General features: G+C 73.5%; 23 protein-coding genes. 10 read left to right on the top strand and 13 right to left on the bottom strand.

The window, feature by feature from the left end; translation table 11 throughout:
* Window positions 1-32: 32 nt before the first annotated feature.
* Window positions 33-1676, bottom strand: a complete 1644-nt coding sequence (locus ACTEI_RS27275; RefSeq protein WP_372443252.1) for a phospholipase D family protein — start codon at window positions 1674-1676, stop codon at window positions 33-35.
* Between the two features lie 55 nt (window positions 1677-1731).
* Between ACTEI_RS27275 and ACTEI_RS39060 the strand changes: the two genes are divergently transcribed.
* From ACTEI_RS39060 to ACTEI_RS27265, 3 genes are all read left to right on the top strand, one after another.
* Window positions 1732-1857 (top strand): hypothetical protein, encoded by a 126-nt coding sequence (locus tag ACTEI_RS39060; RefSeq protein ID WP_262384716.1) that lies wholly within the window; start codon window positions 1732-1734, stop codon window positions 1855-1857.
* Between the two features lie 325 nt (window positions 1858-2182).
* A complete protein-coding gene (locus ACTEI_RS27270; protein ID WP_122980271.1) occupies window positions 2183-2419 on the top strand; it encodes a helix-turn-helix domain-containing protein in 237 nt (78 codons plus the stop codon).
* A gap of 1 nt (window position 2420) precedes the next feature.
* On the top strand, window positions 2421-3032 hold the full coding sequence (locus ACTEI_RS27265; RefSeq protein ID WP_122980270.1) for a Clp protease N-terminal domain-containing protein: 612 nt from the start codon (window positions 2421-2423) through the stop codon (window positions 3030-3032).
* On the opposite strand, the gene ACTEI_RS27260 is transcribed toward ACTEI_RS27265, so the two are convergent.
* The 6 genes from ACTEI_RS27260 to ACTEI_RS27235 all read right to left on the bottom strand — a co-directional run bounded on the left by ACTEI_RS27260 (window position 2977) and on the right by ACTEI_RS27235 (window position 10026).
* Entirely contained in the window at window positions 2977-3489 is a 513-nt protein-coding gene (locus ACTEI_RS27260) for a GNAT family N-acetyltransferase (RefSeq protein ID WP_122980269.1), read from the bottom strand. The two genes, ACTEI_RS27265 and ACTEI_RS27260, sit on opposite strands and share 56 nt — an antisense overlap.
* A 109-nt stretch (window positions 3490-3598) precedes the next feature.
* Window positions 3599-4210: a dihydrofolate reductase family protein gene (locus tag ACTEI_RS27255; protein ID WP_122980268.1), complete on the bottom strand. Its 612-nt coding sequence runs from the start codon at window positions 4208-4210 to the stop codon at window positions 3599-3601.
* 161 nt (window positions 4211-4371) lie between these two features.
* Window positions 4372-5322 (bottom strand): pirin family protein, encoded by a 951-nt coding sequence (locus tag ACTEI_RS27250; RefSeq protein WP_122980267.1) that lies wholly within the window; start codon window positions 5320-5322, stop codon window positions 4372-4374.
* 838 nt (window positions 5323-6160) lie between these two features.
* Window positions 6161-6601: a MarR family winged helix-turn-helix transcriptional regulator gene (locus ACTEI_RS27245; protein ID WP_122980266.1), complete on the bottom strand. Its 441-nt coding sequence runs from the start codon at window positions 6599-6601 to the stop codon at window positions 6161-6163.
* Between the two features lie 316 nt (window positions 6602-6917).
* Entirely contained in the window at window positions 6918-7634 is a 717-nt protein-coding gene (locus tag ACTEI_RS27240; protein WP_239082351.1) for a VOC family protein, read from the bottom strand.
* 268 nt (window positions 7635-7902) lie between these two features.
* Complete coding sequence (locus ACTEI_RS27235) at window positions 7903-10026, bottom strand: ATP-binding SpoIIE family protein phosphatase (protein ID WP_122980264.1); 2124 nt, start codon at window positions 10024-10026, stop codon at window positions 7903-7905.
* Window positions 10027-10695: 669 nt separating this feature from the next.
* Here ACTEI_RS27235 and ACTEI_RS27225 point away from each other — a divergent pair.
* On the top strand, window positions 10696-12456 hold the full coding sequence (locus tag ACTEI_RS27225; protein WP_122980262.1) for a mechanosensitive ion channel family protein: 1761 nt from the start codon (window positions 10696-10698) through the stop codon (window positions 12454-12456).
* 234 nt (window positions 12457-12690) lie between these two features.
* On the opposite strand, the gene ACTEI_RS27220 is transcribed toward ACTEI_RS27225, so the two are convergent.
* On the bottom strand, window positions 12691-13047 hold the full coding sequence (locus tag ACTEI_RS27220; RefSeq protein WP_122980261.1) for a DUF6401 family natural product biosynthesis protein: 357 nt from the start codon (window positions 13045-13047) through the stop codon (window positions 12691-12693).
* Between the two features lie 306 nt (window positions 13048-13353).
* On the opposite strand from ACTEI_RS27220, the gene ACTEI_RS27215 reads away from it, so the two are divergent.
* Complete coding sequence (locus ACTEI_RS27215) at window positions 13354-13797, top strand: hypothetical protein (protein WP_122980260.1); 444 nt, start codon at window positions 13354-13356, stop codon at window positions 13795-13797.
* 124 nt (window positions 13798-13921) lie between these two features.
* Here the strand turns inward: ACTEI_RS27215 and ACTEI_RS27210 are convergent, their stop codons facing one another.
* Window positions 13922-14131 (bottom strand): hypothetical protein, encoded by a 210-nt coding sequence (locus ACTEI_RS27210; RefSeq protein ID WP_122980259.1) that lies wholly within the window; start codon window positions 14129-14131, stop codon window positions 13922-13924.
* Between the two features lie 202 nt (window positions 14132-14333).
* On the opposite strand from ACTEI_RS27210, the gene ACTEI_RS27205 reads away from it, so the two are divergent.
* Window positions 14334-14957 (top strand): Rossmann-fold NAD(P)-binding domain-containing protein, encoded by a 624-nt coding sequence (locus tag ACTEI_RS27205; RefSeq protein WP_122980258.1) that lies wholly within the window; start codon window positions 14334-14336, stop codon window positions 14955-14957.
* Here ACTEI_RS27205 and ACTEI_RS27200 read toward each other — a convergent pair whose 3' ends face one another.
* The 3 genes from ACTEI_RS27200 to ACTEI_RS27190 form a co-directional block, all read right to left on the bottom strand.
* Window positions 14958-15137 (bottom strand): hypothetical protein, encoded by a 180-nt coding sequence (locus tag ACTEI_RS27200; protein ID WP_122980257.1) that lies wholly within the window; start codon window positions 15135-15137, stop codon window positions 14958-14960.
* Between the two features lie 129 nt (window positions 15138-15266).
* The gene (locus ACTEI_RS27195) at window positions 15267-15731 is read right to left on the bottom strand and encodes an SRPBCC family protein (RefSeq protein ID WP_122980256.1); all 465 of its coding nucleotides are present in this window, start codon (window positions 15729-15731) and stop codon (window positions 15267-15269) included.
* Window positions 15728-16126 carry a DUF2795 domain-containing protein gene (locus ACTEI_RS27190; protein ID WP_122980255.1) on the bottom strand — a complete coding sequence of 133 codons (399 nt, stop codon included), beginning with the start codon at window positions 16124-16126 and terminating at the stop codon, window positions 15728-15730. The genes ACTEI_RS27195 and ACTEI_RS27190 overlap by 4 nt, the downstream gene beginning before the upstream one ends.
* A gap of 71 nt (window positions 16127-16197) precedes the next feature.
* Between ACTEI_RS27190 and ACTEI_RS27185 the strand changes: the two genes are divergently transcribed.
* Window positions 16198-17787, top strand: coding sequence for a phytoene desaturase family protein (locus ACTEI_RS27185; RefSeq protein ID WP_122980254.1), 1590 nt, complete (start codon window positions 16198-16200; stop codon window positions 17785-17787).
* Window positions 17788-18383: 596 nt separating this feature from the next.
* Here the strand turns inward: ACTEI_RS27185 and ACTEI_RS27175 are convergent.
* Window positions 18384-18935 (bottom strand): SRPBCC family protein, encoded by a 552-nt coding sequence (locus ACTEI_RS27175; protein ID WP_122980252.1) that lies wholly within the window; start codon window positions 18933-18935, stop codon window positions 18384-18386.
* Window positions 18936-19245: 310 nt separating this feature from the next.
* Between ACTEI_RS27175 and ACTEI_RS27170 the strand changes: the two genes are divergently transcribed.
* The 3 genes from ACTEI_RS27170 to ACTEI_RS27160 all read left to right on the top strand — a co-directional run bounded on the left by ACTEI_RS27170 (window position 19246) and on the right by ACTEI_RS27160 (window position 22163).
* Window positions 19246-20436 (top strand): glycosyltransferase, encoded by a 1191-nt coding sequence (locus ACTEI_RS27170; protein ID WP_122980251.1) that lies wholly within the window; start codon window positions 19246-19248, stop codon window positions 20434-20436.
* 81 nt (window positions 20437-20517) lie between these two features.
* Window positions 20518-21426 carry an ABC transporter ATP-binding protein gene (locus ACTEI_RS27165; RefSeq protein ID WP_122980250.1) on the top strand — a complete coding sequence of 303 codons (909 nt, stop codon included), beginning with the start codon at window positions 20518-20520 and terminating at the stop codon, window positions 21424-21426.
* Window positions 21423-22163, top strand: coding sequence for an ABC transporter permease (locus ACTEI_RS27160; protein WP_122980249.1), 741 nt, complete (start codon window positions 21423-21425; stop codon window positions 22161-22163). The genes ACTEI_RS27165 and ACTEI_RS27160 overlap by 4 nt, the downstream gene beginning before the upstream one ends.
* Window positions 22164-22174: the final 11 nt, after the last annotated feature.

The raw sequence follows: 22174 nt of genomic DNA, 5'->3' as shown, positions 1-22174 counted from the left end.
CTTCCCGATCGGGGTATGGCCAGGTATACCCCTCACCACCGGCCGGCCCGGCGGTCCCGCCACGCGCGGCCGTCCGGGTCGTAGATCAGGCGGTATGCCGGGGTCGCCCAGGCCCGCTGGTACCACGGCAGCCGGGCGTTGCGGTGCGGGATCAGCCGGCCCGGCGGGCGCGGCCCGCGGCGGCCACCGTCGCGCCAGTCGCGCAGGCGTTCGGCGGCGGCGGTCATCGTACGTACGATCGCGGCCGGGTCCAGCAGGTCCTCGTCGTCGCCGTCGGCGCGGTCGAGATGTTCGCGCGTCAGCGCGAGCCGCAGCTCACGCGGGAAACGCCGGGCCCCGTCGCCCAGCCCGGCCGGGTCCCGCGGCTCGCGCCGGTCGCGGGTCTCGTCCAGGATCGCACAGGACAGCTCGCTGTCGTGCGTCCACGAGCGACGGTTGAAGTTGTCGCTGCCCACGCTGCACCACACGTCGTCGACCACGCACACCTTGGCGTGCACGTAGATCGGGGTGCCCGCGTGGTTCTCCAGGTCGAACACGTGCACCCGGTCGGCGGCCGCGTGCGTGCACAGGTCGATCGCCTGTTGCCGGCCGACCTGGTTGGGCGGCAGCGCGAACCGGCCGTCCACGTCCGGGTGGCGGGGCACCACGGCGATCAGGTGCAGCTGCGGGTTGGCCGCCAGCGCCTCGGCGAACAGCTGGGCCACCTCGGCCGACCAGAGGTACTGGTCCTCCAGGTAGATCAGCCGGCGGGCCCGTTTGATCGCCTTGGTGTAGCCGCGGGCCACGGTCTGCTCGCCGAGCGGCGCGAACGTGTAGCGGGGGCGCATGGCCGGGTAGGTACGCAGCACCTGCACGGTGAGCGGGCCGGCCGGCGGCGGGTCGGGCGGCTGCGGCGGCAACCGGTCGGCGTGCAGGTCGGCGTGTTTGACGGTGTCCATCGCCGTGGCGATCGGGCCGTGCTGGTCCAGCGGCGCCGGATCGCACCAGCGTTCCCGGAAGGTCAGATCCAGCGCGCCGACCACCGGGCCGCGCAGTTCCAGCTGCACGTCGTGCCAGGGCGGGGTGGGCCCGTAGGCCTTCGCCATCCGCACCGGCTGCGGATCGCCGTGGTGGTCGGCGTCGTCGCGCCGGCTGTGGCACAGGTCGATGCCGCCGGCGAACGCCACGTCCAGCTCCGGCCGTCCGGGGTGCCGCAGCACGACCAGTTTCTGGTGGTGCGAGCCGCCGCGCCGGACCCGCTGGTCGAGCAGCACCTCACCACCGGCCTCGCGGACCTCGTCGCCGAGGTTCCGGTTCTCCTCCTCGCTGTAGGCGAGTTTGTCCAGGTGGGACCGCCAGAGCAGGCCCTTCACGACCACCCCGCGGCGGGCGGCGGCGGCGAACAGCCCGGCGATGGTCGGCCCGTCGTCGTCGACGAGCTCGTCGGGGTCGCCGCGCCAGTCGGTGAACAGCAGGTGGTCGCCGGCATCGAGCTTCTCCACCTCGGCCATCAACCGGGAGAAGTACGTTTTTCCGTGAATAAGCGGTTCAGCGGTGTTTCCGACGCACCAGGCGGGTATGTCGGTGTGCGGGTTGCCGCGTTCGGCGGCGGTCAGAAGCCAGTCCTCCGATGGCACGGGCAACCCCTCTGAGGTCGATGACGCCCTCACCGTAAGCCCCTCGACCGCCGCGCGCATCTTCACACGATCATCCGGTGATCGTGGCGTTCCCACCCTGCGGAGGAGTCCCACCATGAGCAGCGAGCCGCTGACCACCACGTCCGCGCCGGAAGCCGCCCCGTCCGCCGAGACCGGCCTGCTCATCGCGGTGTTGATGCTGGTGCTGCTGGGCACCACCGCGATCCTGTTCATGTCCTGAGAGCCCGGACGGCGACCGGGTCGCGCGGGCCGGGACCGGCAGCGCGACCCGGTCGCCGTCCGCCCGGCGCCGGTCCGCGCTGGTGAACACCTTCCTCAGGCGGGAGGTTCGGCATAGGGATCCCGGCGGGGGTCGGTCGTCCCGCCTCCGCCGCGGCAACAGCCGGGGATCGGCCCGGCAGCCAGGCCGGTGCCCTCGCCGGGGTGGTGGATCTCGGTCGGTTCCAGCGCGCCCGGCGACGCCCGGAAGCCCCAGTCCCCGGGTCGCTCCGGCATGCCCGTCAACGTCGGTTGACATGAGGGCTGTGTCAACGTAGGTTGACGATATGACCGAAGCGACCGATCTCGCCGCCGCCGCGGGCAGCGCCGACCCCCGGGTCGGCCTGCGCGCGGTGGTGGCGCTGCGGCGCCTGCTGGAGGGTCTGGAGCACCTGCAGGTGGCGAATGCGCGAAGCAAGGGCTGGTCCTGGCAGGAGATCGCCGACGCGCTCGAGGTGACCCGCCAGGGGGTCCACAAGAAACACGCACGCCTGATGCCGATGAACGACCCGCGGGAGAGCTGAGATGTTCGAGCGATTCACCCAGGGCGCCCGCGCCGTCGTGACCGGCGCCCAGGATCAGGCCCGGACCCTGGGCCATCCGGTGATCGACACGGAGCATCTGCTGCTCGCGCTGCTCACCGTCGACAGCGGGGCGGCCGCGGTGCTGCGCGACGCCGGCATCGACCGGCAGGCCGTCCGGGCGGCCGTCGTCCGGCAGGTCGGCGACCTCGGCGACGAGGCGGCCGCGGCGGCCGACCGCGACGCCGAGGACGCGGCCGCGCTCCGGGCGATCGGCATCGACCTGGCGGCGGTGCGGGCCGCCATCGAGGAGAACTTCGGCGCCGGCGCGCTGCATCTGCCCCGGCCGGCGCGCAAGCGGCGGGGGATCCTCGGCAGATTCCACGCGACGACCGGGCGCATCCCGTTCTCCGGCCGGAACAAGAAGGTGCTGGAGCTGTCGTTGCGCGAGGCGCTGCGGCTCAAACACCGGTTCATCGCGCCGGAGCACATCCTGCTCGGGATGCTGCGCGAGGGTCAGGGCCTGGCGATGCGGATCCTCACCGACCGCGGCGTGGACTTCACCCGGATGCGTGACGAGCTGGCCCGCTCCCTGGAGACCCGGCCGGTCGGCTGATCGTCAGGCGCATACCCGGCTCGGCACTGCGGCGGAAGCCGAGCGACTCGTAGAGCGGCTCGCCGTCGGCCGAGGCGCGCAGGTCGACGGCGCGCACGCCCCGCTCGCGGAACCAGCCGAGCAGCGCGTTCATGCAGGCCCGGGAGTATCCGCGGCGGCGCATGTCCGGGTCGGTGACGACGTTGTAGACGTAACCGACCCGCCCGTCCGGGTTGGACGGGTTGCCCAGGCGGCGCTCGATGCTGCCGAGCGCGCAGGCGGCCAGGCCGCCGCCGGGCCGGTCGACGACGAAGGCGGCCAGCCCGGCGTCCGGCCGCCCGAGCAGTTCGGTCAGGGTGCGGTGGGCCGGCTCGCGCCAGTCGTCGTTCCACTCCCGGGCGGTGAAGGTGCGCAGCAGGACGGCGCGCAGCCGGACGAGTTCGGCGGCGTCGGCGGGTGAGGCCGGTCGGGTCAGCACCCGGCAAACGCTAACGCCCGCCGCGCGGCGCCCGGTGGCCGGTCGGCCCGGACCGCCGAGCGCCGCCCGGCCCGCGGTGGTCCGGGCGATCGGCCGGCGGTACGGCGGATCAGCCCGGCGCCTGCCCGTGAGCGCGCCGGTCGTAGGTGAGGAAGAGCGTGCCGCTGTCCAGCACCGTGTGCCCGGTCAGCTCCCAGCCACGCGGCTCGAAGACCGCCTCCCGGCCGAACAGCGGGACCCCGGCCCCGACGGTCAGCGGCGACAGCTTGACGACGAGCTGGTCGATCTCGGCGTAGAGGGACCCGGCCAGGGCGCCTCCGCCGACGAGCCAGATGTCCTTGCCGGGCTCCCGCTTGAGCTCGCGCACCCGGGCGACCGGGTCGCCGGAGACCACCTCGACGCCCGGGTCCGGGCTCTGCGTCAGCGTCCGCGAGAACACCAGGTGGCGCAGGTGCGGGTAGGCGTTGGTGAGCCCGGCGCGCAGCCCGATGCCGAAGGTGGCACGCCCCTCCAGCGCCGTGTCGAACCGGGTGCCCCCGGCGGTGATGCCCAGCGCCTGCCGCGCCGGGCCGGGCAGGGTCTCCGGGTACTCCGCGACGATGTGCCCCAGGTAGTCCTCCGGGATCGGCCAGAAGCCGTCCGGGCCGGTGGGGTCCGCTCCGTCCGGGCCGGCGATGAAGCCGTCCAGCGTGACGGCGATGTAGTAGACGAGTTTGCGCACGTGACTCCCTCGGTCCGAGATGCCGGCCTCCCCGGCGAAAGCCCGGCACGGCGGGACGAGGCCGCATCGCGACCGTGCGGCCCGGCGTGTGCCTGCTTGCGGCCGGTGCCCCGGGCGCACGCTGCGCGCGTGGGCCCGGGCCTCGGATCGTACGGAAGGAATCAGTCGGTGTGCGGGAGGCGGGCCGCCGGGATGGTCCCCAACCGGCCCTTCTGGAAGTCCTCGAAGGCCTGCCGGAGCTCGGCCCTGGTGTTCATCACGAACGGGCCGTAGTGCACCACCGGCTCGCGGATCGGCCGCCCGCCCATGACGAACAGGTCCAGCTCGGTCTTCGCCTCGACGCGGATCGCGTCCCCCGGTCCGTGCGTGGCCAGCTGACCCAGGGTGATCGGGCGCAGGTCGGTGCCGACCCAGCCCTCGCCGGAGAGCGCGTAGACCAGCGCGTTGTACTCCGGCTGCCAGGGCAGGTCGAGCCGGGCGCCGGGCTGCAGGGTGACGTGCGCCAGGTTGATCGGGGTGAATGTCGAGCCCGGGCCGGAGTGCCCGGCGATCTCCCCGGCGATCACCCGGATCAGCGCGCCGCCGTCCGGAGTGGTCAGCAGCGCGGACTGCTTGCCGCGGATGTCCTGGTACTTCGGGTCGATCATCTTCGCCGCGCGCGGCAGGTTGACCCAGAGCTGCAGGCCGTGGAAGAGGCCGCCGCTCATCACCAGGTGCTCCGGCGGTGCCTCGATGTGCAGGATGCCCGAGCCGGCGGTCATCCACTGGGTGTCGCTGTTGGAGATCGAGCCACCGCCGCCGAGCGAGTCCTGGTGATCCATGATCCCGTCGATCATGTAGGTCACCGTCTCGAACCCGCGGTGCGGATGCCACGGCGTGCCCTTCGGCTCACCGGGCGCGTAGTCGACCTCGCCCATCTGGTCCAGGTGGATGAACGGATCCAGCTCGCTCAGCGGGACGCCGGCGAAGGCGCGGCGGACCGGGAAGCCCTCGCCCTCGTAGCCCTGCGGCGCGGTGGTCAGGCGGCGCACCGGGCGGTAGGCCGTCGCGACCGGGTCGAGCTTCGGCAGACGGGGCAGAACGAGGACGTCATCGACGGTGATAGCAGGCATTTCGAGCCCTCCTGACTTCGATGACACGAGCGTAGCTCCTTCAAATCTGAAATACCAGCGTTCAGCTTCAAATCTGAAGAACAGTGAGCCGCGTCATCCCGGGCGCACGATAAAGCCCGGCCGCGACGGGCCGGCGCCGACGCCAGTGCGCTGGCCGCTGAGCTGCTCCAAGCGGCACGCACCGACCCGCAGACCTTCGACAAGCTCGCCGAGCACTTCGCCGCCGTGCAGGAGGTCACCAAGACCTGCGCCCGGCGGCCGTCGGGCAGATGCTGCTCATGATGAAGGCCCACGCCGACTCGCAGAACGATCCCGACTTCGGCCGGCTGCTGCCGGACGGCCGTTCCTACCGCGTCGTCCCGGCCGAGCCGGTCGACGCGGCCTGGCACGCGTCGCTCCAGCACGCCGAGCCGTACCGGGCCGCCTGCGAGCAGGTCATGGGAGAGTCCATGCACCACGTGCCGTTCAAGCCCTTCGACCCGGCGGGGAAGGTGCCGGTCACCGGCTCTGACGGCGAGCTCTGCGGCTACATCGAGTCATACATCGATGGCCGCGCCCGGACGTGCTGGCGCAGTTGGCACGCTTCGCCGTGGGAGGGGGAAGGGCTGCGGTACCGGGAGGCGCTGCACGGCCCGGACCGCGATATGGCGTTGCGCCATCAGCGAGTTCAGCCGGCCGACCGAGGGGGCTTCGGATCATCACAATGCCTGCTCCGCGTACCGTTCCGCCGTGGTCCGGCCGGCGCCCTTCCCGGCGAGGGCCCGGGCTCACTCTCCCTGCTCGTCGGTGAGTTGCCTGTGGGGTGTCGACGACCCGGCCGACGGTGGCGGGCGGGCGCTCAGCCTTTTCGGATCTTGGCGAAGGCGCGGCCGATGACGGCCAGCTCCTCCTCGTCGAGGTGGTCGATGAAGCTGTTGCGGACCGTTTCCAGGTGGGCCGGGGCGGCCTCGCGCAGCGCGGTCAGGCCCCGCTCGGTGAGCACGGCCTCCTGGCCGCGCCCGTCGTCGGGGCAGCTCTCCTTGACGACCAGGCCACGCTTGATCATGGAGCTGATCTGGTAGGTGACCCGGCTCGGGGAGAAGACCATCCGGCTGGCCAGCTCACCCATCCGGATCCGGCGGCCGGGCGCCTCGGCGAGAGCGACCAGGACGTGGTAGTCGTTCATGCTCAGACCGGTCGCGGCCCGCAGTTCGTCCTCAAGTCTCGTGTGCAGGGCCCATGAGCTCTCGATGAACGTGCGCCAGTGCTGCAACTGGGTCTCGCTGAGCGGTTCGGCCATGCCCGGAACGATACTCTTTAAAATCTGAACTTAACATCCGGACGTTTGGCGTGGCGGGCCCCGGCCACCGCGGCCGGTATGCGGAAGGCCGGCCCCACGGGGCCGGCCTTTCCGCGGTGTTCCGCGTGCTCCGCAGCCGGTTCGCCGACCGGCCGCCCACCGGCTCCGCTCGCGCGTGCCCTGCCCCGCGTCGGGTGGCCCGGATCGGGCGGCCCGCGGCGAGCGGCCCGCTCTGAGGGGACTGCGTCGAGCGGCCCGGATCCGGCGGCCCCAATCGGGCGCATCGGGCCGCACGTGGTCCGGGAGCGCTCGATCCTTACTCGAAGGCCGGCAGGGCGCCCAGCGACACCGTCAGCTCGACCGGGTGGTGCACCGGCGCCGCCACCGTGAAGCGGGCGCCGAACGGGTCCCGCAGTTCGGCGAACTCGGTCAGGCCGGCCTCGGCCGGCTCGGAGATCAGCGCGCCGCCGAGACGCTCGCAGCGGTCCGCCGCCGCCCGGGTGTCCTCCACCTGGAACGCCGCCCGCCACCAGGCGCCGCGGTATCCCGAGGCCAGCCCGGCGATGGCGTCGTGGGCCTGGTTGAGCCACTCGCCGACGCCGAAGTCGTGGCGCAGCAGCCAGCCGAAGGCGGAACCGTAGAACAGGGCCGCCGCGTTCGGGTCGTCGGTGATCAACTCCGGCCACGACATCGTGCCCGGTTCGCCGCCGGCCTGCGCGCCCGCGAAGTCGGTCGGCTGCCAGAGGCCCAGCACCGCGCCGGCCGGGTCGGTCACGATCGCCCGGCGCCCTCCGTGTGCGTCGGCCGGGTGGCTCAGGCAGGTGCCGCCGGCCAGGGCGACCTGCTCCAGGGTCTCCTCGAGGTCGGGCGTGCTGAGGTGGGTCAGCCATCCGTCGGGACGGTCCGGCCGGCTGCGGGTCAGCCCCGCCACGGCACGGCCGCCCAGCTTGAAACGATCACCGGCCGATTCCCAGCCGAACAACTCTCCGTAGAACTGCGCCGCTCGCGCAGGGTCCGCACTAGCCAGCTCCACCCAGCAGGGTGTCAGTGGTGCATAGCCTCTGATCCGCATGTGCCGCTCCAAGGTGGACGTCCCCAGTTGATTGAGCACTCTACGGCACTGATAACGCTTCGTCACCACCGCACGGTTCATTGTCCGGTTTGGAGCAGTATTAAACTACTAAGCGTAAGTAGGCAAGTGACTCAGGTGACCCTGGCCCGAGGATCGCCACGAATGCGGAAGATGGTTCACATTGGTCGCGTTCCAGGGCGCATCGAGAATCGTCTTCGCTTACGGATGGTTACTGTCTGTTGAGCAGCATCTCGAACCAGACCGTCGAACCACGGACCGTGGGGTCGGTGCCCCACGAATCGCTCAGCTCCTCGATCAGGCCGAGCCCGCGGCCCCGGCTGGCCAGCGTGTCCGCCCGCGCCCGGATCACGCTGCCCCGGGTGCCGGTGTCGGCCACCGAGACCAGCAGCCGCTCCGCGTTCAGGTCGATGTGCACCTGCGCCGGGGTGCCGGCGTGCAGCAGCGCGTTCGTGGTCAGCTCACTGGTGCACAGGATCGCCGCGCCGATCACCGGCTCCGGCACCTGCCAGTGCCGCAGGCGCGCGGTCATCCACTGCCGGACCCGGCTCGGGCCGGTCGGCTCGGCCGCGACGTGCATGGTCGCCGACCGGCTCATGGCCAGCGCGTGCTCGACGGCGAGCACCGCCACGTCGTCGTCCGTGGTGCCCTCCACCGCCGCGGTGGCCAGCGAGCACATGTTCCGCGGATCGCCGCTCGCCGACCCGGCCGCGGCCGCCACCAGGGCGTCCAGACCGGCGTTCAGGGTACGGCCGCGGCGCTCCACCACGCCGTCGCTGTACATGAGAACGGTGTCGCCCGGCTCCAGGATCAGCGAGCCGGTCTGCCAGCGCCCGCCCAGCCCGAGCGGGGCGCCCGGTGGCACCTTCACCAGCTCGGCGGTGGCCGGCTCGCCGCCCAGGCCGGCGCGGCGCAGCACCGGCGGCGGATGACCGGCGCTGGCCAGGGTGATCGAGCCGTCCGACGGGTCCAGCACGCCGTACACCACGGTCACGAAGATCTCTTCGTTGCGGGACTCGGCGCCCAGCGAGCCGACCAGCCGGTCCAGCCCGGCCAGCACGCTCGGTGGGGCCGGGTCGGTCAGGGCCAGCGCCCGCAGCGCCGCGCGCACCTGGCCCATCACCGCGGCCGCCCGCACGTCGTGCCCGGCCACGTCGCCGAGCACCATGGCCAGCCGCCCGTCGGTCAGCCGGAACGCGTCGTAGAAGTCGCCGCCCGCCGCGTTGCCGTCGACGCCGACGTCGTAGCGCGCGGCGATCCGGAACGTGTCCAGCTCGGGCAGGTGCTCCGGCAACATGCTGCGTTGCAACAGCTGGGCGGTGCCGTGCTGGGCCTCGAACCGGCGGGCCCGCTCGGCCGCCTGCGCCACCAGCTCGGCGGCGGCGCGCAGCAGCGCCCGCTCGGCCGGCAGCCAGGTGTGCGGGCGGCGGAAGCCCATCGTCAGCGCGCCACGGACGGAGGCCGTGCGCAGTGGGAGGGCGGCCAGGGATCGTACCCGTCTCTCGTGCCTGTCCTGCGCGACCGCCCGCAGCGGCTCGCCGTCGGCGACGAACGTCGCCCGGCCGGTCTCCGCCGCCACCACCAGCGGCGCCGCCGGGTCGGTGCTGGCGTGCCGCCAGACCGGCGGCAGCCGCTCGTCGGCCTCGTCCAGCATCTCGCCGCGGATACGGCGGACGAAACGGTACGTCCCGCCGTCGTCGACGGCGAGCGCGCAGTGATCCAGGTCGAAGGACGCCATCGCATAGGCCAGGACGACGCGGGTGACGTCGTCGATGGTCAGCGCCCCGGCCAGCCGGGCGGTCAGCTCGCCGAGACTCTGCAGCCGGTGGATCACCTGGGTGGTCTCGGCCGCCACGGTGAGCACCCCGGCCACCGCGCCGTCCGAGTCGCGCACCACCGAGTGACCCCGGGTGTAGAAGGCCGGCTCCGCCCCGCCCGGGTGCAGCGTCACCTGGCTCTCCGGATCCAGCACCGGCTGACCGGTGCGGAACACGCGGGCGATCACGTCACCCATCCCGGGCTGGTCCCACGCGTCGCCGAAGGCCTGCGCCGCCGGCCGGCCCAGGGCCGCCGGGTGCAGGGCGCCCAGAACCCCCGCGTACGCGTCGTTGTAGAGCACCAGGCACTCGTCGCCGCAGAGCAGCATCATCGGCATCGGCGACTCGAGGAGCAGATCGACCGCGGCGCGCACCGCGGCGTCCCACCGGTCGAGCGACCCCAGCGCGGTGCGCGACCAGTCGAACGAGCGCACGAGGGCGGCGCATCCCGCCGTGCCCGCGGACCGCACGGGCAGCGGGGACATCGCTGGCGGGCGTGCCGCTCCCGAGCCGACCATGCGGAAAGCCTATCCCGACTGGGCCGTTTGTACGATGCCGCACCGGCCGACCGTCCGATTCTTGGCGGTGTGCCGGAGTGATCCCCGCACCTGGTCACCGTGCGTGATCGGGTGGCGGGAACCGCGTGTTCGGTGATGTCACGGCCGTGAGTGAGGGGCCGCCAGCACCGTGACCGCGTCCGCCTCGCCCGTACCGGCCGGCAGCCGGTCGGGTGGCCGGCGACGTCGACCGTGCCGGGCGGGGAGGCGCTCACGGTGGTGTCCGGTCCGGTGTCGGCCACCCGGACCGGCTGGACCGTCACGTTCCGGCGGGCCGGTGGCCGCCGGGGACCGGACCGGCTGGACCGTCACGTTCCGGCGGGCCGGTGGCCGCCGGGGAATCGGTGATTTTCCGATTCACTCTCGACGGGGTGCCGTCGAGCCCGCCGACGCGATGCGCCATCGACGCGGTGCCCCGCTCCTGAGCCGCCGTCGCGCCCCCTCGCGGTCCGCAGGTCGCCCTGTGCGGCCGCGCCGAGCCCGCCCGGCTGACCGGCCGCTGTCGCGCGGTCTGCCGGATTCACCCGCTTTGACGTGGCAATTTTTTGTCGGAGGCGGGTGGTGTCTCCGAGTCCTAAGGTTTCGACAGGAGGCCCCGGGACGGCGGCCGTGCCGAGCGAGGGAGAGCGGATGACCGGCGACGGGTTGAGCCGTGGACTGAGCGACATGTGGCGGTCGGTGGTGCTGCATCTTCCCGTCGCGCTGGCGTTCGTCGTCGTGCTGCTGGCCGGCTGGCTGCTGGCCCGCCTCGCTCGTACGGTGACCTCGCGGGCCCTGCGCCGCGCCGGTCTCGATCGTGCCGTCGCGCGCGGGCGGGCCGGCCGCCTGCTGGGCGACGCCGATCCGGTCGCGCTCTGCGCCCGCCTCGCCTACTGGACGGTCGTGCTCATCGCCCTGCAGATCGCCTTCGGACTGTGGGGGCCGAACCAGGTGAGCACTTTGCTCGCCTCGTTGATCGCGTGGCTGCCCCAGGCGTTCGTGGCGATCGTGATCGTGGTGGTGGCGGCGGCCGTGGCCGGTGCCGCACACGACCTGATCCGCAACGCGCTCGGCGATCTGGGCTATGCGCGGGTGCTCGCCAGAGCCGTCGCCACGGTGATCGTCACGCTCGGGGTGATCGCCGGCCTGGACCAGGTCGGCATCGCCACCACGGTGACCCGTCCGTTGCTGATCACCGTCCTGGCCACCGTGGCCGGCGTGATCGTCGTCGGTGTCGGGGGCGGGCTGATCCGGCCGATGCAGCAGCGCTGGGAGGGGTGGCTGGACCGCGCGGCGGTGGAGTCGGGGGTGCTCCGGGAACAGGCCCGGGCGTGTGCGGAGGAACGCGCCCGGCAGGCCGCGGCCCGCGCCGAGGAGGCCCGGCTGGCGGAGGAGGCGCGTCGCGCCGAGGAGGCCCGGCTGGCGGAGGAGGCGCGTCGCGCGGAGGAGGCCCGTCGCGCGGAGGAGGCCCGTCGCGCGGAGGAGGCCCGGCTGGCGGAGGAGGCCCGTCGCGCGGAGGAGGCCCGTCGCGCGGAGGAGGCCCGTCGCGCGGAGGAGGCCCAGCTGGCCGAGGAGGCCCGTCGCGCGGAGGAGGAGCGCAGGGCGCAGGAGCAGCGCCGTGCCGAGCAGCAGCGGCGGGCGGAGGAGCAGCGGCGGGCCGAGGAGGAGCGCCGAGCCGCCGAGGCGCGCCGCGCCGAGATCGAGCGGCGCGAGCGGGAGGCCCGCGAGGCCGCGGAGCGTCGCGCCGAATCGGACCGCCGGGGCGGGAAGGACCGGCGGCGTGCCGGCCGGCCGGTGTCGCCGGACGACGAGACGCAGGTGCTCGGGGTGCCCGCGGCCGAGGACCACCTGCAATTCATCCCGGGCTTCGGCCGGGACGACGAACCGACCGATCCGGGTCCGCGACCGGTCCCGGCGGACCCCACGGTGATCACCCCGGGGGCACGTCCGGCGGGTTCCGGCCACCCGGTCCCTGATCGCGGACAGCCCGGCGCCGACGACGACCGGACGATTCCGGTGCCGACGCCGGCCGATGACAGCGAGACGACGGTGGTCACCGAGGCCGCGGGTCGTGCCGAGGCGGGAAGCGGCGCCGCGGACGCGGCCGGCGCCACCGGCGCCGCGTCGGCGAGCGGGGACGCGAACACCGTGGTCGTGGAGCCGGATGGGCGTGCGGCGGCCGGCGCACCGGCTGCGCCCGGGCGGCGTGCGGGGGAGCCGGTCCCGGGCGTCACCGGCAGGCCGGATGGCGACGGGACAACCGTGCCCGGATCACCCGGCCGGGCGCGGGTGATCGACGACGCCGACGACGGCGAGCGGACCCAGGTGGTTCCGCTGTCCCCTCCGGAGCAGACCGGCGCCATCCCGGCCGATCCGGCCGGCGACGATCCCACCGAGCCGCCGCGGTCCTGAGACCCTGGTGTGGTGGCCGGAGCGCGGTCGCCGGTCCGGCCCGAGGCCGACGCGTGTGGCGCGAGCAGCCGGCCCGCGTGGAGCCAGCCGGCTCCCGGGACCGGGTGGCTGCGGGGAGCGGGAACAGTGCGGGGCCGGCACCGGGTGAGCGGCGCCGGCCCCGTGGGCATGGGCTGGGCTGTCGATCAGCCGGCCGGAGGCCGGGTGACCGGGCCGAACCCGCCCATGCCGGAGTCAGCGAGCGGCGGGCAGGGTGCGGGCGAGCATGCACACCGCGAGCAGGCGGCGCAGCACCCAGTCGTTCTCCGACCAGTCGATCCGGCCCTCGGGAGCGACCCAGCCGTGCTGGAAGGCGGCGTCGCGGACACCCTCGGCGTAGGCGGCGAGCAGGATCGGGGTCAGCGGACGGGTGTCGGCGTTGAGGCTGTCCCGGATGCCGGCGGCGTGCTGGTCGATGACCGCCATCAGGCCGGGCGAGGACTCGGCGGCGGCGAGGCCGCTGACACCGACGGCGGCGGTGAGGTCGGCGAGCGAAGCGTGCGCGGAGCGGAGAGCGGCGCGGGCGGCGGCGTTGCTGAACAGACCATTCATGAGAAGAAAAGTTAGGGACCGCGGGGTAGCCAACGGTTCTCCCTAACGGTGCAGGTCGGTTGAAGCCGAGATCGGCTCGGCACGGCAGCCGCGGCGGGGCAGAGCCGGTCGGCGCCGGGGCTGCGGGAAGCGGACGAAACGGTCACCACGGCATCGCGTGTCGCCGGTCCGGGACGTCAGGGCGTACGGGGAAATTGGGTGGATCGGGGGTTACCGGACTCCCGGTGGGGAATGCGGCGTAGGCCGGAGGCCGCTCAGGCGCCGGTGCGTATCGCCGGGAAACGGGGTTTCGAGGAGAGGGGCGCGATGGCGGGCGAGGCGGGCAACGGGCCGGACCGGGCGCACCAGCGGCCGGAGGGGCTGGATGACGTCACGGTGCAGGCACTGGGGAAACTGAGCGAGGCGCTGGAGACAGTGGAGCGGGTACGCGGCCACCTGTACTCGCTGCATCAGCTCATCGGAACCGCGGACTTCCAGCTCGACGAGGCTGTCTCGCTGTTCATGCAGGGCGGGCGCACCGCGATCGCCGAGCGGATCGAGAAGGAGCTGATCGGGCGCAACGTCGTGCCGGGACGCTGGACGTTCCAACTCGTCGAGGAGTTCGACGACGGGTACTACAGCGAGTTCCGGGAGTTGGAGCGGGACGCCCGGAACGAGCTCGCCGGCGGCCGTCGCCATCTCTACGAGGCCGAACTCAAGGAGCGGCGGCGCACCCACGGCCGTCCGGGCCACGAGGCGCTGCCCGGCTGACCGGCTCGCGCGTCGTGACACCGCCGGCCGGACCGCGACGACACCGGTGGTAACGCGGCATCATGCCGCGGCGCAGTCGCCGCGGCATGATCGGGCGCGCCCCGGCACGGGAGCGCGTGTCAGGCTACTCGCTGTAGTTGACCGGCTCGGGACGGCGACGCTGCGCGTCGTCGGCGAGGATGACCGTCGCGACGACGAGAGCGACGACGACGGCGAAGAGCCAGGAGGCGTCATCGATGAGCTTCGCGGCCAGCGGGGCCTGGAAGGCGGCCAGGAAGAAACCCAGCCACGCGAGACGGCGCTGACGTTCAGACAGGAATCCGGCAGATCGCACCCGGAAAGTCTGGCGCGATACGTCCGGATCGCCGTCACCCGTTCGGCCGATTCTACGTTGTCCGATGGTGCCCCCAAGCTTGCGTCGAATCCACTCAACCGCCGCCGTCGTCGGCGTGTTCGCGCTGGTGACGGCGTTTCTTGTGGGGTTTCTCGGCAGGCCGCGGCCGCACCGGCCTGCGGCGCCTCCACCGGCGGAGCCGGTGGCGACCGGCCCGCTGCTGGGCCGGACCGCCGGATGGCTCACGGTGAGCGACGCGGCCAGCCGGGTACGGATCGTCACCGCCGCCCTGCCCGGCCTGCTCTACCGGGTGAGCGCTGCCCCGGACGCCGGGATCGCGCCGGTGGTCACCCGGCGTGGCGGCCGGGTGTGGATCCGGTTGCGCGCCACCGGCAGTGACGGCCCGGACGAGGTCCGCATCGTGCTGAACCGGGACGTGCGCTGGGACATCCGGCTGCCCGCGGGGGCCGGGGAGCAGCAGCTGGATCTGCGCGGCGGCCGGGTGACCCGGCTCGCGGTCGGTCCGACCGGCCTGGCCGAGATCTGGCTGCCCGACCCGGACGGCACGGTCCCGGTCACCTTCACCGGCGGGCTGGGCAGCCTGGTGCTGATCGCCGGCACCCGTGCGCCGTTCCGCATCGTGCTGGAGGAGGGGGCCGGTTCGGTGGTCACCCCGTGGGTGGCGAACAACGGCACGCCGGCGGGCGCGGTCCTGCGGGAGGCCGGCTGGCACCGGGCCGCCGACCGGTACGCGGTCCACGCGGTGGGCGGGACGGGCAGTGTGCTGGTGCGCCGGTACGAACCGGCACGACCGCGAGCACGCTGATCACTGCGGGCCGCTGGGCCCCACGGTGCTGGGCCGGACGTCGTCGCCGGGCTGGTTGCCGGTGTCGTTGTCGTTCGGCTCGTTCTGCCCGTCGGTGTCCCAGGTCGCCATCGCCTGCTTGAGGTCCTTCAGGGGCAGTTTCTCTTCGTCGCGCCAGGCGCCTTCGGGTTGCTCCGTCATGACCTTCGCGTACCCGGTGGCGGGCCGGCGAAACGGCCGACCGGCGGGGCCGGGCTCACCGCGTACGAAAAGGAGAACGGCCGCCCGGGAAGGCGGCCGTTTCGTGGAAGTCGGCGGTGAGCCGGCGCCTCAGGCGCCCGGGCGGTCCACCTGGCCGCGCCATGCGCCGGTGGGGATGCCGCCGCGGCTCTCGATGAACTCCTTGAAACGCTGCAGGTCGCCCTTGATCCGCCGGTCCACGATGCCCAGCTTGTCGCCGGCCGTCTCGACGAGCCCCTGCGGGTCGTAGTCGAGCTGCACGGTGACCCGGGTGTGGGTGTCGTCCAGACGGTGGAACGTCACCACGCCGGCCTGCTTCTCGCCCTGCGTGGCCTTCCACGCCACCCGCTCGTCGGGCAGCTGCTCGGTGATCTCCGCGTCGAACTCGCGGGTGACTCCGGCGATGTTGGTCTTCCAGTGCGTGTGGGTGTCGTCCAGCTGCTGGATCTGCTCCACGCCCTCCATGAAGCGCGGGAACTCCTCGAACTGGGTCCACTGGTTGTAACAGGTGCGGACCGGGACGTTGACGTCAACGAACTCGGTGACCGTGCTCACGCGGTTCTCCCTTCACTCGCATGCCAGGCTTCGGCGGCGTTCTGGAACGTCCTGCCCTCCGGCAGGGCGGCGATACGCCGTATCACATCGTCGGGGGCTGTCATGGCTCGCGCCGAGGACTCCAACGCGGTCCGGTCGCCCGGGAAGGCGTTGCGGCCCAGGTAACTGCCGAACCGGCTGAACGCCTCACCCTGCGCGCTGCCCACGCCGTTCGGGATGCCCCGGCCGAAGTCGCCGTTCGGCGCGACGGTGACCTCGGGCTGGTCCTCGCCGGCCGGCTCGGGTGTGTGCCATTCCTCGGCGCGGCCACCGGCTGGGCCCCGGGCGATGCCCCGGACCTCCTGCGCCATCTGGTCGTCAAGCACCGCGCCGTGCTTGCTGTTTCCCCGTTGCATGGTTGCGAGGTGCCCCGCAGCCCGGTGCCTAAACCCGGTTTGTCCGCAAGGCGGGAGGGTAGCGTTCGCGCGTGGAGACAGTGGACGCTGTGGTGATCGGGGCCGGGCACAACGGCCTGGTGGCGGCGAACCGGCTGGCCGACGCGGGCTGGTCGGTCCTGGTGCTGGAGGCCGGCCCGGAGCCGGGCGGCGCGGTGCGATCCGGCGAGGTGACCGCCCCCGGGTACCTTTCCGACCTGTTCAGTTCCTTCTACCCGCTCGGCTACGCCTCGCCGGTGCTGCGCGAGCTCGGGCTCGACCGGTACGGCCTGCGCTGGACGCAGGCCCCGGACGTGCTGACCCATCTGCTGCCGGACGGGCGCGCCGCCACGCTCAGCCGGGACCTGGACCGGACGGCGGCGTCGGTGGAGCGGTTCGCGGAAGGGGACGGCGACCGCTGGCGGCAGGCGTACCGGGACTGGCAGGACGTCTCGGAACGGATGCTGGACACCATCCTGACCCCGTTCCCGCCGGTCCGGGGCGGCGTCGCGCTTGCCCGCCGGCTCGGTGTCGCCGGCTCGCTGCGGCTCGCCCGCCGGCTCGTGCTGTCCGTGCGCGAGCTGGGCTCCGAGCTGTTCGCCGGGGAGGGCGGGAGACTGCTGCTGGCCGGCTGCGCCCTGCACACCGACCTGTCCCCGGAGGAGGCCGGCGGTGGGGTGTACGGCTGGCTGCTCGCCATGCTCGGGCAGCAGGTCGGCTGGCCGGTGCCGGTCGGCGGGGCAGGGAAGATCACCTCTTCGCTGGTGCGCCGGTTGCAGGCCCGGGACGGCCGGGTCGTCTGCCGGACGCCGGTGAGCCGGGTGCTGGTGGCACGGGGGCGGGCGGTCGGCGTACGCACCGCGGACGGGCGCGACTGGCGGGCCCGGCGCGCCGTGATCGCCGACGTGCCGGCGCCCACCCTCTTCCTCGACCTGGTGGGCCCGCGCTGGCTGCCGCCGCGGATGGTGGAGGACCTGGACCACTTCCGCTGGGACGGGGCCACCCTGAAGATCGACTGGGCGGTCCGCGGCAAGGTGCCGTGGCGCAACCCGGCCGCCGCCGGCGCCGGCACCGTGCACCTGGGCGCCGACCTCAACGGGCTGACCCGCTACGCCGCCCACCTCGCCACCGACGAGCTGCCACCGGACCCGTTCCTGCTGCTCGGGCAGATGACCACGGCCGATCCGAGCCACTCGCCGGCCGGCACCGAGTCGGTCTGGGCGTACACCCACCTGCCGCACCGGCAGTCCTGGTCGGGCGACGACATCGCCGCCCACGTCGAGCGGATGGAGGCGGTGATCGAACGGCACGCTCCCGGATTCCGCGAGGCGGTGACCGGCCGCTACGTCCTCAGCCCGGCCGACCTGCAACGGGAGAACCCGTCCCTGGTCGGCGGCGCCCTCGGCGGCGGCACCGCGGCCGCCTTCCAGCAGCTGTTCCTGCGCCCGATCCCCGGCCTGGGCCGGGCCGACACCCCGGTCGACCGGTTGTTCCTCGGCAGCTCGTCGGCGCACCCGGGCGGAGGCGTGCACGGCGCACCCGGCGCGAACGCGGCACGGGCCGCGCTGGCCCGCGACCGCGGCGTGACCGGCAGCGTCTACCGGGCCGTCATCGGCGGCGCCCACCGCGCCATCTACCGCTGAGCCCGCCGCGCCATCTACCGCTGAGCCCGCCGCGCCATCTAGTGCTGAGCCCGCCGCGCCATCTAGTGCTGAGCCCGCCGCGCCATCTACCGCTGAGCCCGCCGCCCCGCCTTGCCCCGCCTCTCCGGCGCCGTCCGGCGGGTCCGGGCGCGGGCCGACTTCTGTCGCCGTGGCGGGTCGCGGCGCGGTCGGCGACATCCGGTCCGCGCGGCGGCCCGGGACGCTGACCCCCACGGAAACCCATGCCGGATACGACCTCGTGGCCCCGTCCGCAGGCCACCGGCCGAGCCCCGTGGCTGTCCCGCGCGACACCGTTTCCGCACCGGACCGCCCGGCGTCTCCCACGCCCGGCTGGTGCTGGTGGTGGTTGTCCGGACCCCATGACCCCCACCGGCACCAGCCCCGTGCACCGGGCTGGTGCCGGTGGTCGCCGAACCCGGCGGACTACCGCCGTGGGCGCCAGCCGGGGCGCCGTGGCTGGTGTTGAGGGTTGCTTGGGGCGGTGGGATACCGCCGTGGGGGCCAGCCGGGGCGTGCGGGGTGGGCCGGGTAGTGGTCGGTGCGCGAGGGGAGCACGGGGTGTCGGGTGCCGGCGGCTAGGAGCGTTCTTCGGTGGGGAGGGATGCGCGGTCGCCTTCGGGGTCGCGGTGGTCTGCGGTGTCGCGGTGGTCTGCGGCGTTGCGGTTTTCTGCGGCGTTGCGGCGGGTGGTGGAAGATCGGTGTTCGGCGATGTCGCCGAGGCGGCGCAGTGCCTCGACGTTGCGCTGGTGCAGCACCAGGTCATTGATCTTGTTGCGGATCCAGAGCAGCGGTCCGGACTGGAAGTCCTCGTGTATGACCACTCGGGTGCGGTCGTGTGAGGCCGGTTCGAGCACGATGTCGACGACGGCCTCGCCGAGCGGCCACAGGCCCGCCCGGATCTTCAGCCGGCGGTCCGGGACGCACGCCACCACGGTGGACGAGTCGTGCAGCGACATCGGCCACGGCCCGGCCTTGTGGTGGAGTTTCGATCCCGGCTCTGGCCAGTTCGCCTCGACCTCCCGGATGTGGGTGGTGCCGACCACCCAGTCGCTGTACGACCAGCCGTCGGCGAGGACGGCGAAGACACGCTGGGGCGGGGCATTGACGGTGCGTACGACGGTAGCCACGGCTGTGCTTTACCCTGCGTGCCCGTTCCTTAACGAGAACCCGGGCCCGGGGCGGGCGCGTCCGCCCGGAGCGGGCGGAGGCCGGCGATCGCGGGGTCCCGCACGGACGAGCCGCCACCGCCGACGTCGAAGCGCTGCTCGACGACGACACCGAGCACCGTCGGCGGCAGAACCGAGCACCGTCGGCGGCAGATCGGCGCCTGAGGTCGGCCGGACCGGCCACCCGGGCCGTCAACGATGTTTACGCTAGGGGCAGCCGGGCAACGAAACCTGCCGTTATCCCCTAGCTTCCGTCGCCTGAGGAGAGCCCGTGCGGATTGCGATGATCTCCGAGCACGCCAGCCCGCTCGGCGTGGGCGACCAGCACACCCACGTCGCCGACCTGTCCCGGGCCCTGGCCGATCTCGGGCACGAGGTCCGGGTGTACACCCGCCGGACCGACCCGCACGTCGCCGAGGTGGTGGCCGCGCCGGGCGGGGTGCACGTGGTGCACGTGCCGGCCGGACCGGCGCACCCGGCGCCGGCCGAGGAGCTGCTGCCGCACATGGCGGAGTTCGCCCGGCTGCTCAGCGAGCAGTGGCAGCACACCGGCTGGACGCCGGACGTCGCGCACGCCCATTTCTGGACCAGCGGTCTGGCCGCGGTCACCGCCGCCAAGCAGGTCGACATCCCGGTCGTGCAGTCGTTCCACGAACTCGGCGCGATCGAGCCGGGCGGTGGCGGCCCGTCCCGCTCCGGGTACGAACGGGCGCTCGGCCGGGCCGTCGACCGGGTCGTCGCGCAGACCCAGGACGAGGTGCGCGGACTGGTCCGGATCGGGGTGCCGCGGGCGCGGCTGACCGTGGTGCCGGCCGGCGTGGACAGCGAGCGCTTCACCCCGGAGGGCCCGGTCGCCCCGCGCGACCCGGAACGTCCCCGGATCCTCTCGGTCGGCAAGCTCGTCGAGCGCAAGGGCTTCGGCGACGTCATCCAGGCGATGCGGTACGTCCCCGGCGCCGAGGTGGTGGTGGTCGGCGGCCCGCCCGCCGACCAGCTGCCCGGCGACCCGGGCGCCAGGTCGCTGCGCGCGCTCGCCGAGCGCCTGCAGGTCGCCGACCGGCTCCGGCTGGTCGGCTCGGTCCCGCACCGGGACATGCCCAGCTGGTACCGCTCCGCCGACCTGCTGGTCGCCGCGCCGTGGAACGAGCAGTTCGAGCAGTCCGCGCTGGAGGCGATGGCCTGCGGCGTGCCGATCGTCGGCACCGCGGTGGGCGGGCTGACCGAGACCGTGGTCGACGGCCTGACCGGCGACCTGGTGCCGGCCCGCGACCCCCGCGCGCTCGGCGGGGCGCTGCGCCGGCTGGTCAACGACAAGGTGCGGCGCTTCACGTACGCGACGGCCGCGCTGGACCGGGCCCGGCAGGCGTACTCGTGGAAGCGGGTGGCCGCGCAGATCGGCTCGGTCTACTCCGCGGTGACCGGGCTGCGCCGCACCAGCGCGGAGACCGAGGCGGTGGTGTAATCCGCCGTCCACCGATCGGTGGACGGCGGGTTCGCTCGCTGGTCGATTCGGGCACCCGGCGCCGTCGATGACGCTGGGTGCATGACAGTCATCGAGGTCGCCAACCTCAGCAAGCGTTACGGGGACACCGTCGCGGTCCGCGACGTGTCGTTCGCCGTCGAGGACGGCGAGATCTTCGGCATCCTGGGCCGGAACGGGGCCGGCAAGACCACCACCGTGGAGTGCGTCGCCGGGCTGCGGACCCCGGACTCCGGCACGATCAGCGTCCTGCGCCGCACGCCGCGGGACCCGGCCCTGCGGGCACTGGTCGGCGTGCAGCTGCAGGAGGGCCGGCTGCAGGACAGATTGACCGTACGCGAGGCGCTCGAGCTGTACAGCGCCTTCTACCCGGCCCCGGCCGACTGGCGCGCGCTCGCCGGTGACCTCGGGCTGGGCGACAGGCTCGGCACCGCGTACGGGAAACTCTCCGGCGGCCAGAAGCAACGCCTCTCCATCGCCCTGGCCCTGATCGGCGCACCGCGGATCGCCATCCTGGACGAGCTGACCACCGGCCTCGACCCGCAGGCCCGCCGGGACACCTGGGACCTGATCGAGTCGGTGCGCGACCGCGGTGTGACGGTCGTGCTGGTCACCCACTTCATGGCGGAGGCCGAGCGGCTCTGCGACCGGATCGCGCTGATCGACCGGGGCACGGTGGTCGCCCTGGACACCCCGGCCGGCCTGGTGTCGCGTGCCGGGACCGCGCAGACCATCCGCTTCCGCCCCGCCCAACCGCTCGACGACACCCTGCTCACCGCGCTGCCCGAGGTGCGCGAGGTACGCCGCCGCGGCGACCGGGTGGAGGTGGTCGGCACCGGTGACCTGCTGCATGCGGTCAGCTCGGTGCTCGCCGTGCACCGGATCGTCGCCGCCGACCTGCGCCTGGAGCAGGCGACCCTCGACGACGCCTTCGTCCGCCTCACCGGCGACCAGACCCGGGAGGGACGATGAACGTCTTCGCCCGGCTCACCCGGACCGAACTCACGCTGCAGCTCCGCGAGCCGGTCACGGCCTTCTTCTCGCTGCTGTTCCCGACCGTGCTGGTCGGCATCCTCGGCTGCATCAGGGCGTTCCGCGATCCGGAACCGGCGCTGGGCGGGGCCCGGGTGATCGACGTCTACGTCGGCATCGCGGTCGCCATGACGCTGGCCATGGTCGGGCTGCAGGTGTTGCCGGCGGTGCTCGCCACGTACCGGGAGAAGGGGGTGCTGCGCCGCTTCGCCACCACCCCGGTCCGGCCGGTCACGCTGCTCGCCGCGCACCTGACGGCGTCGCTGCTGGTCGCGGTCGTCGCGTCCGCGCTGTGCATCGGGTTCGCCGCGGTCGTCCTGGACGTCCCGCCCGCCGAGAACCTGCCCGGGTTCGTGCTGGCCTTCCTGCTCGGGGCGGCCGGCGTGTTCGCCATCGGGCTGCTGATCGCCGCCGTCGCGCCCAGCGGCAAGGCCGGCAACTCGATCGGCACGCTGCTGTTCTTCCCGTCGATGTTCTTCGCCGGGCTGTGGACGCCGCGCGAGCTGATGCCGCGCATCGTGCAGCGGATCGGGGACTACACGCCGCTCGGCGCCGGGGAGCGTGCCCTGCACGACGCGATGACCGGGGGGTGGCCGAACGCGTTGTCCGCGGCCGTCCTCGCCGGCTATCTGCTCCTGTGCGGATTCGCCGCCGCCCGGGTGTTCCGCTGGAGCTGACACACTCGACC

It is taken from the genome of Actinoplanes teichomyceticus ATCC 31121, assembly GCF_003711105.1.
GTDB lineage: Bacteria > Actinomycetota > Actinomycetes > Mycobacteriales > Micromonosporaceae > Actinoplanes > Actinoplanes teichomyceticus.
The sequence above is the reverse complement of the archived record's forward strand: the minus strand, read 5'-3'. Positions and strand labels throughout refer to the sequence as shown.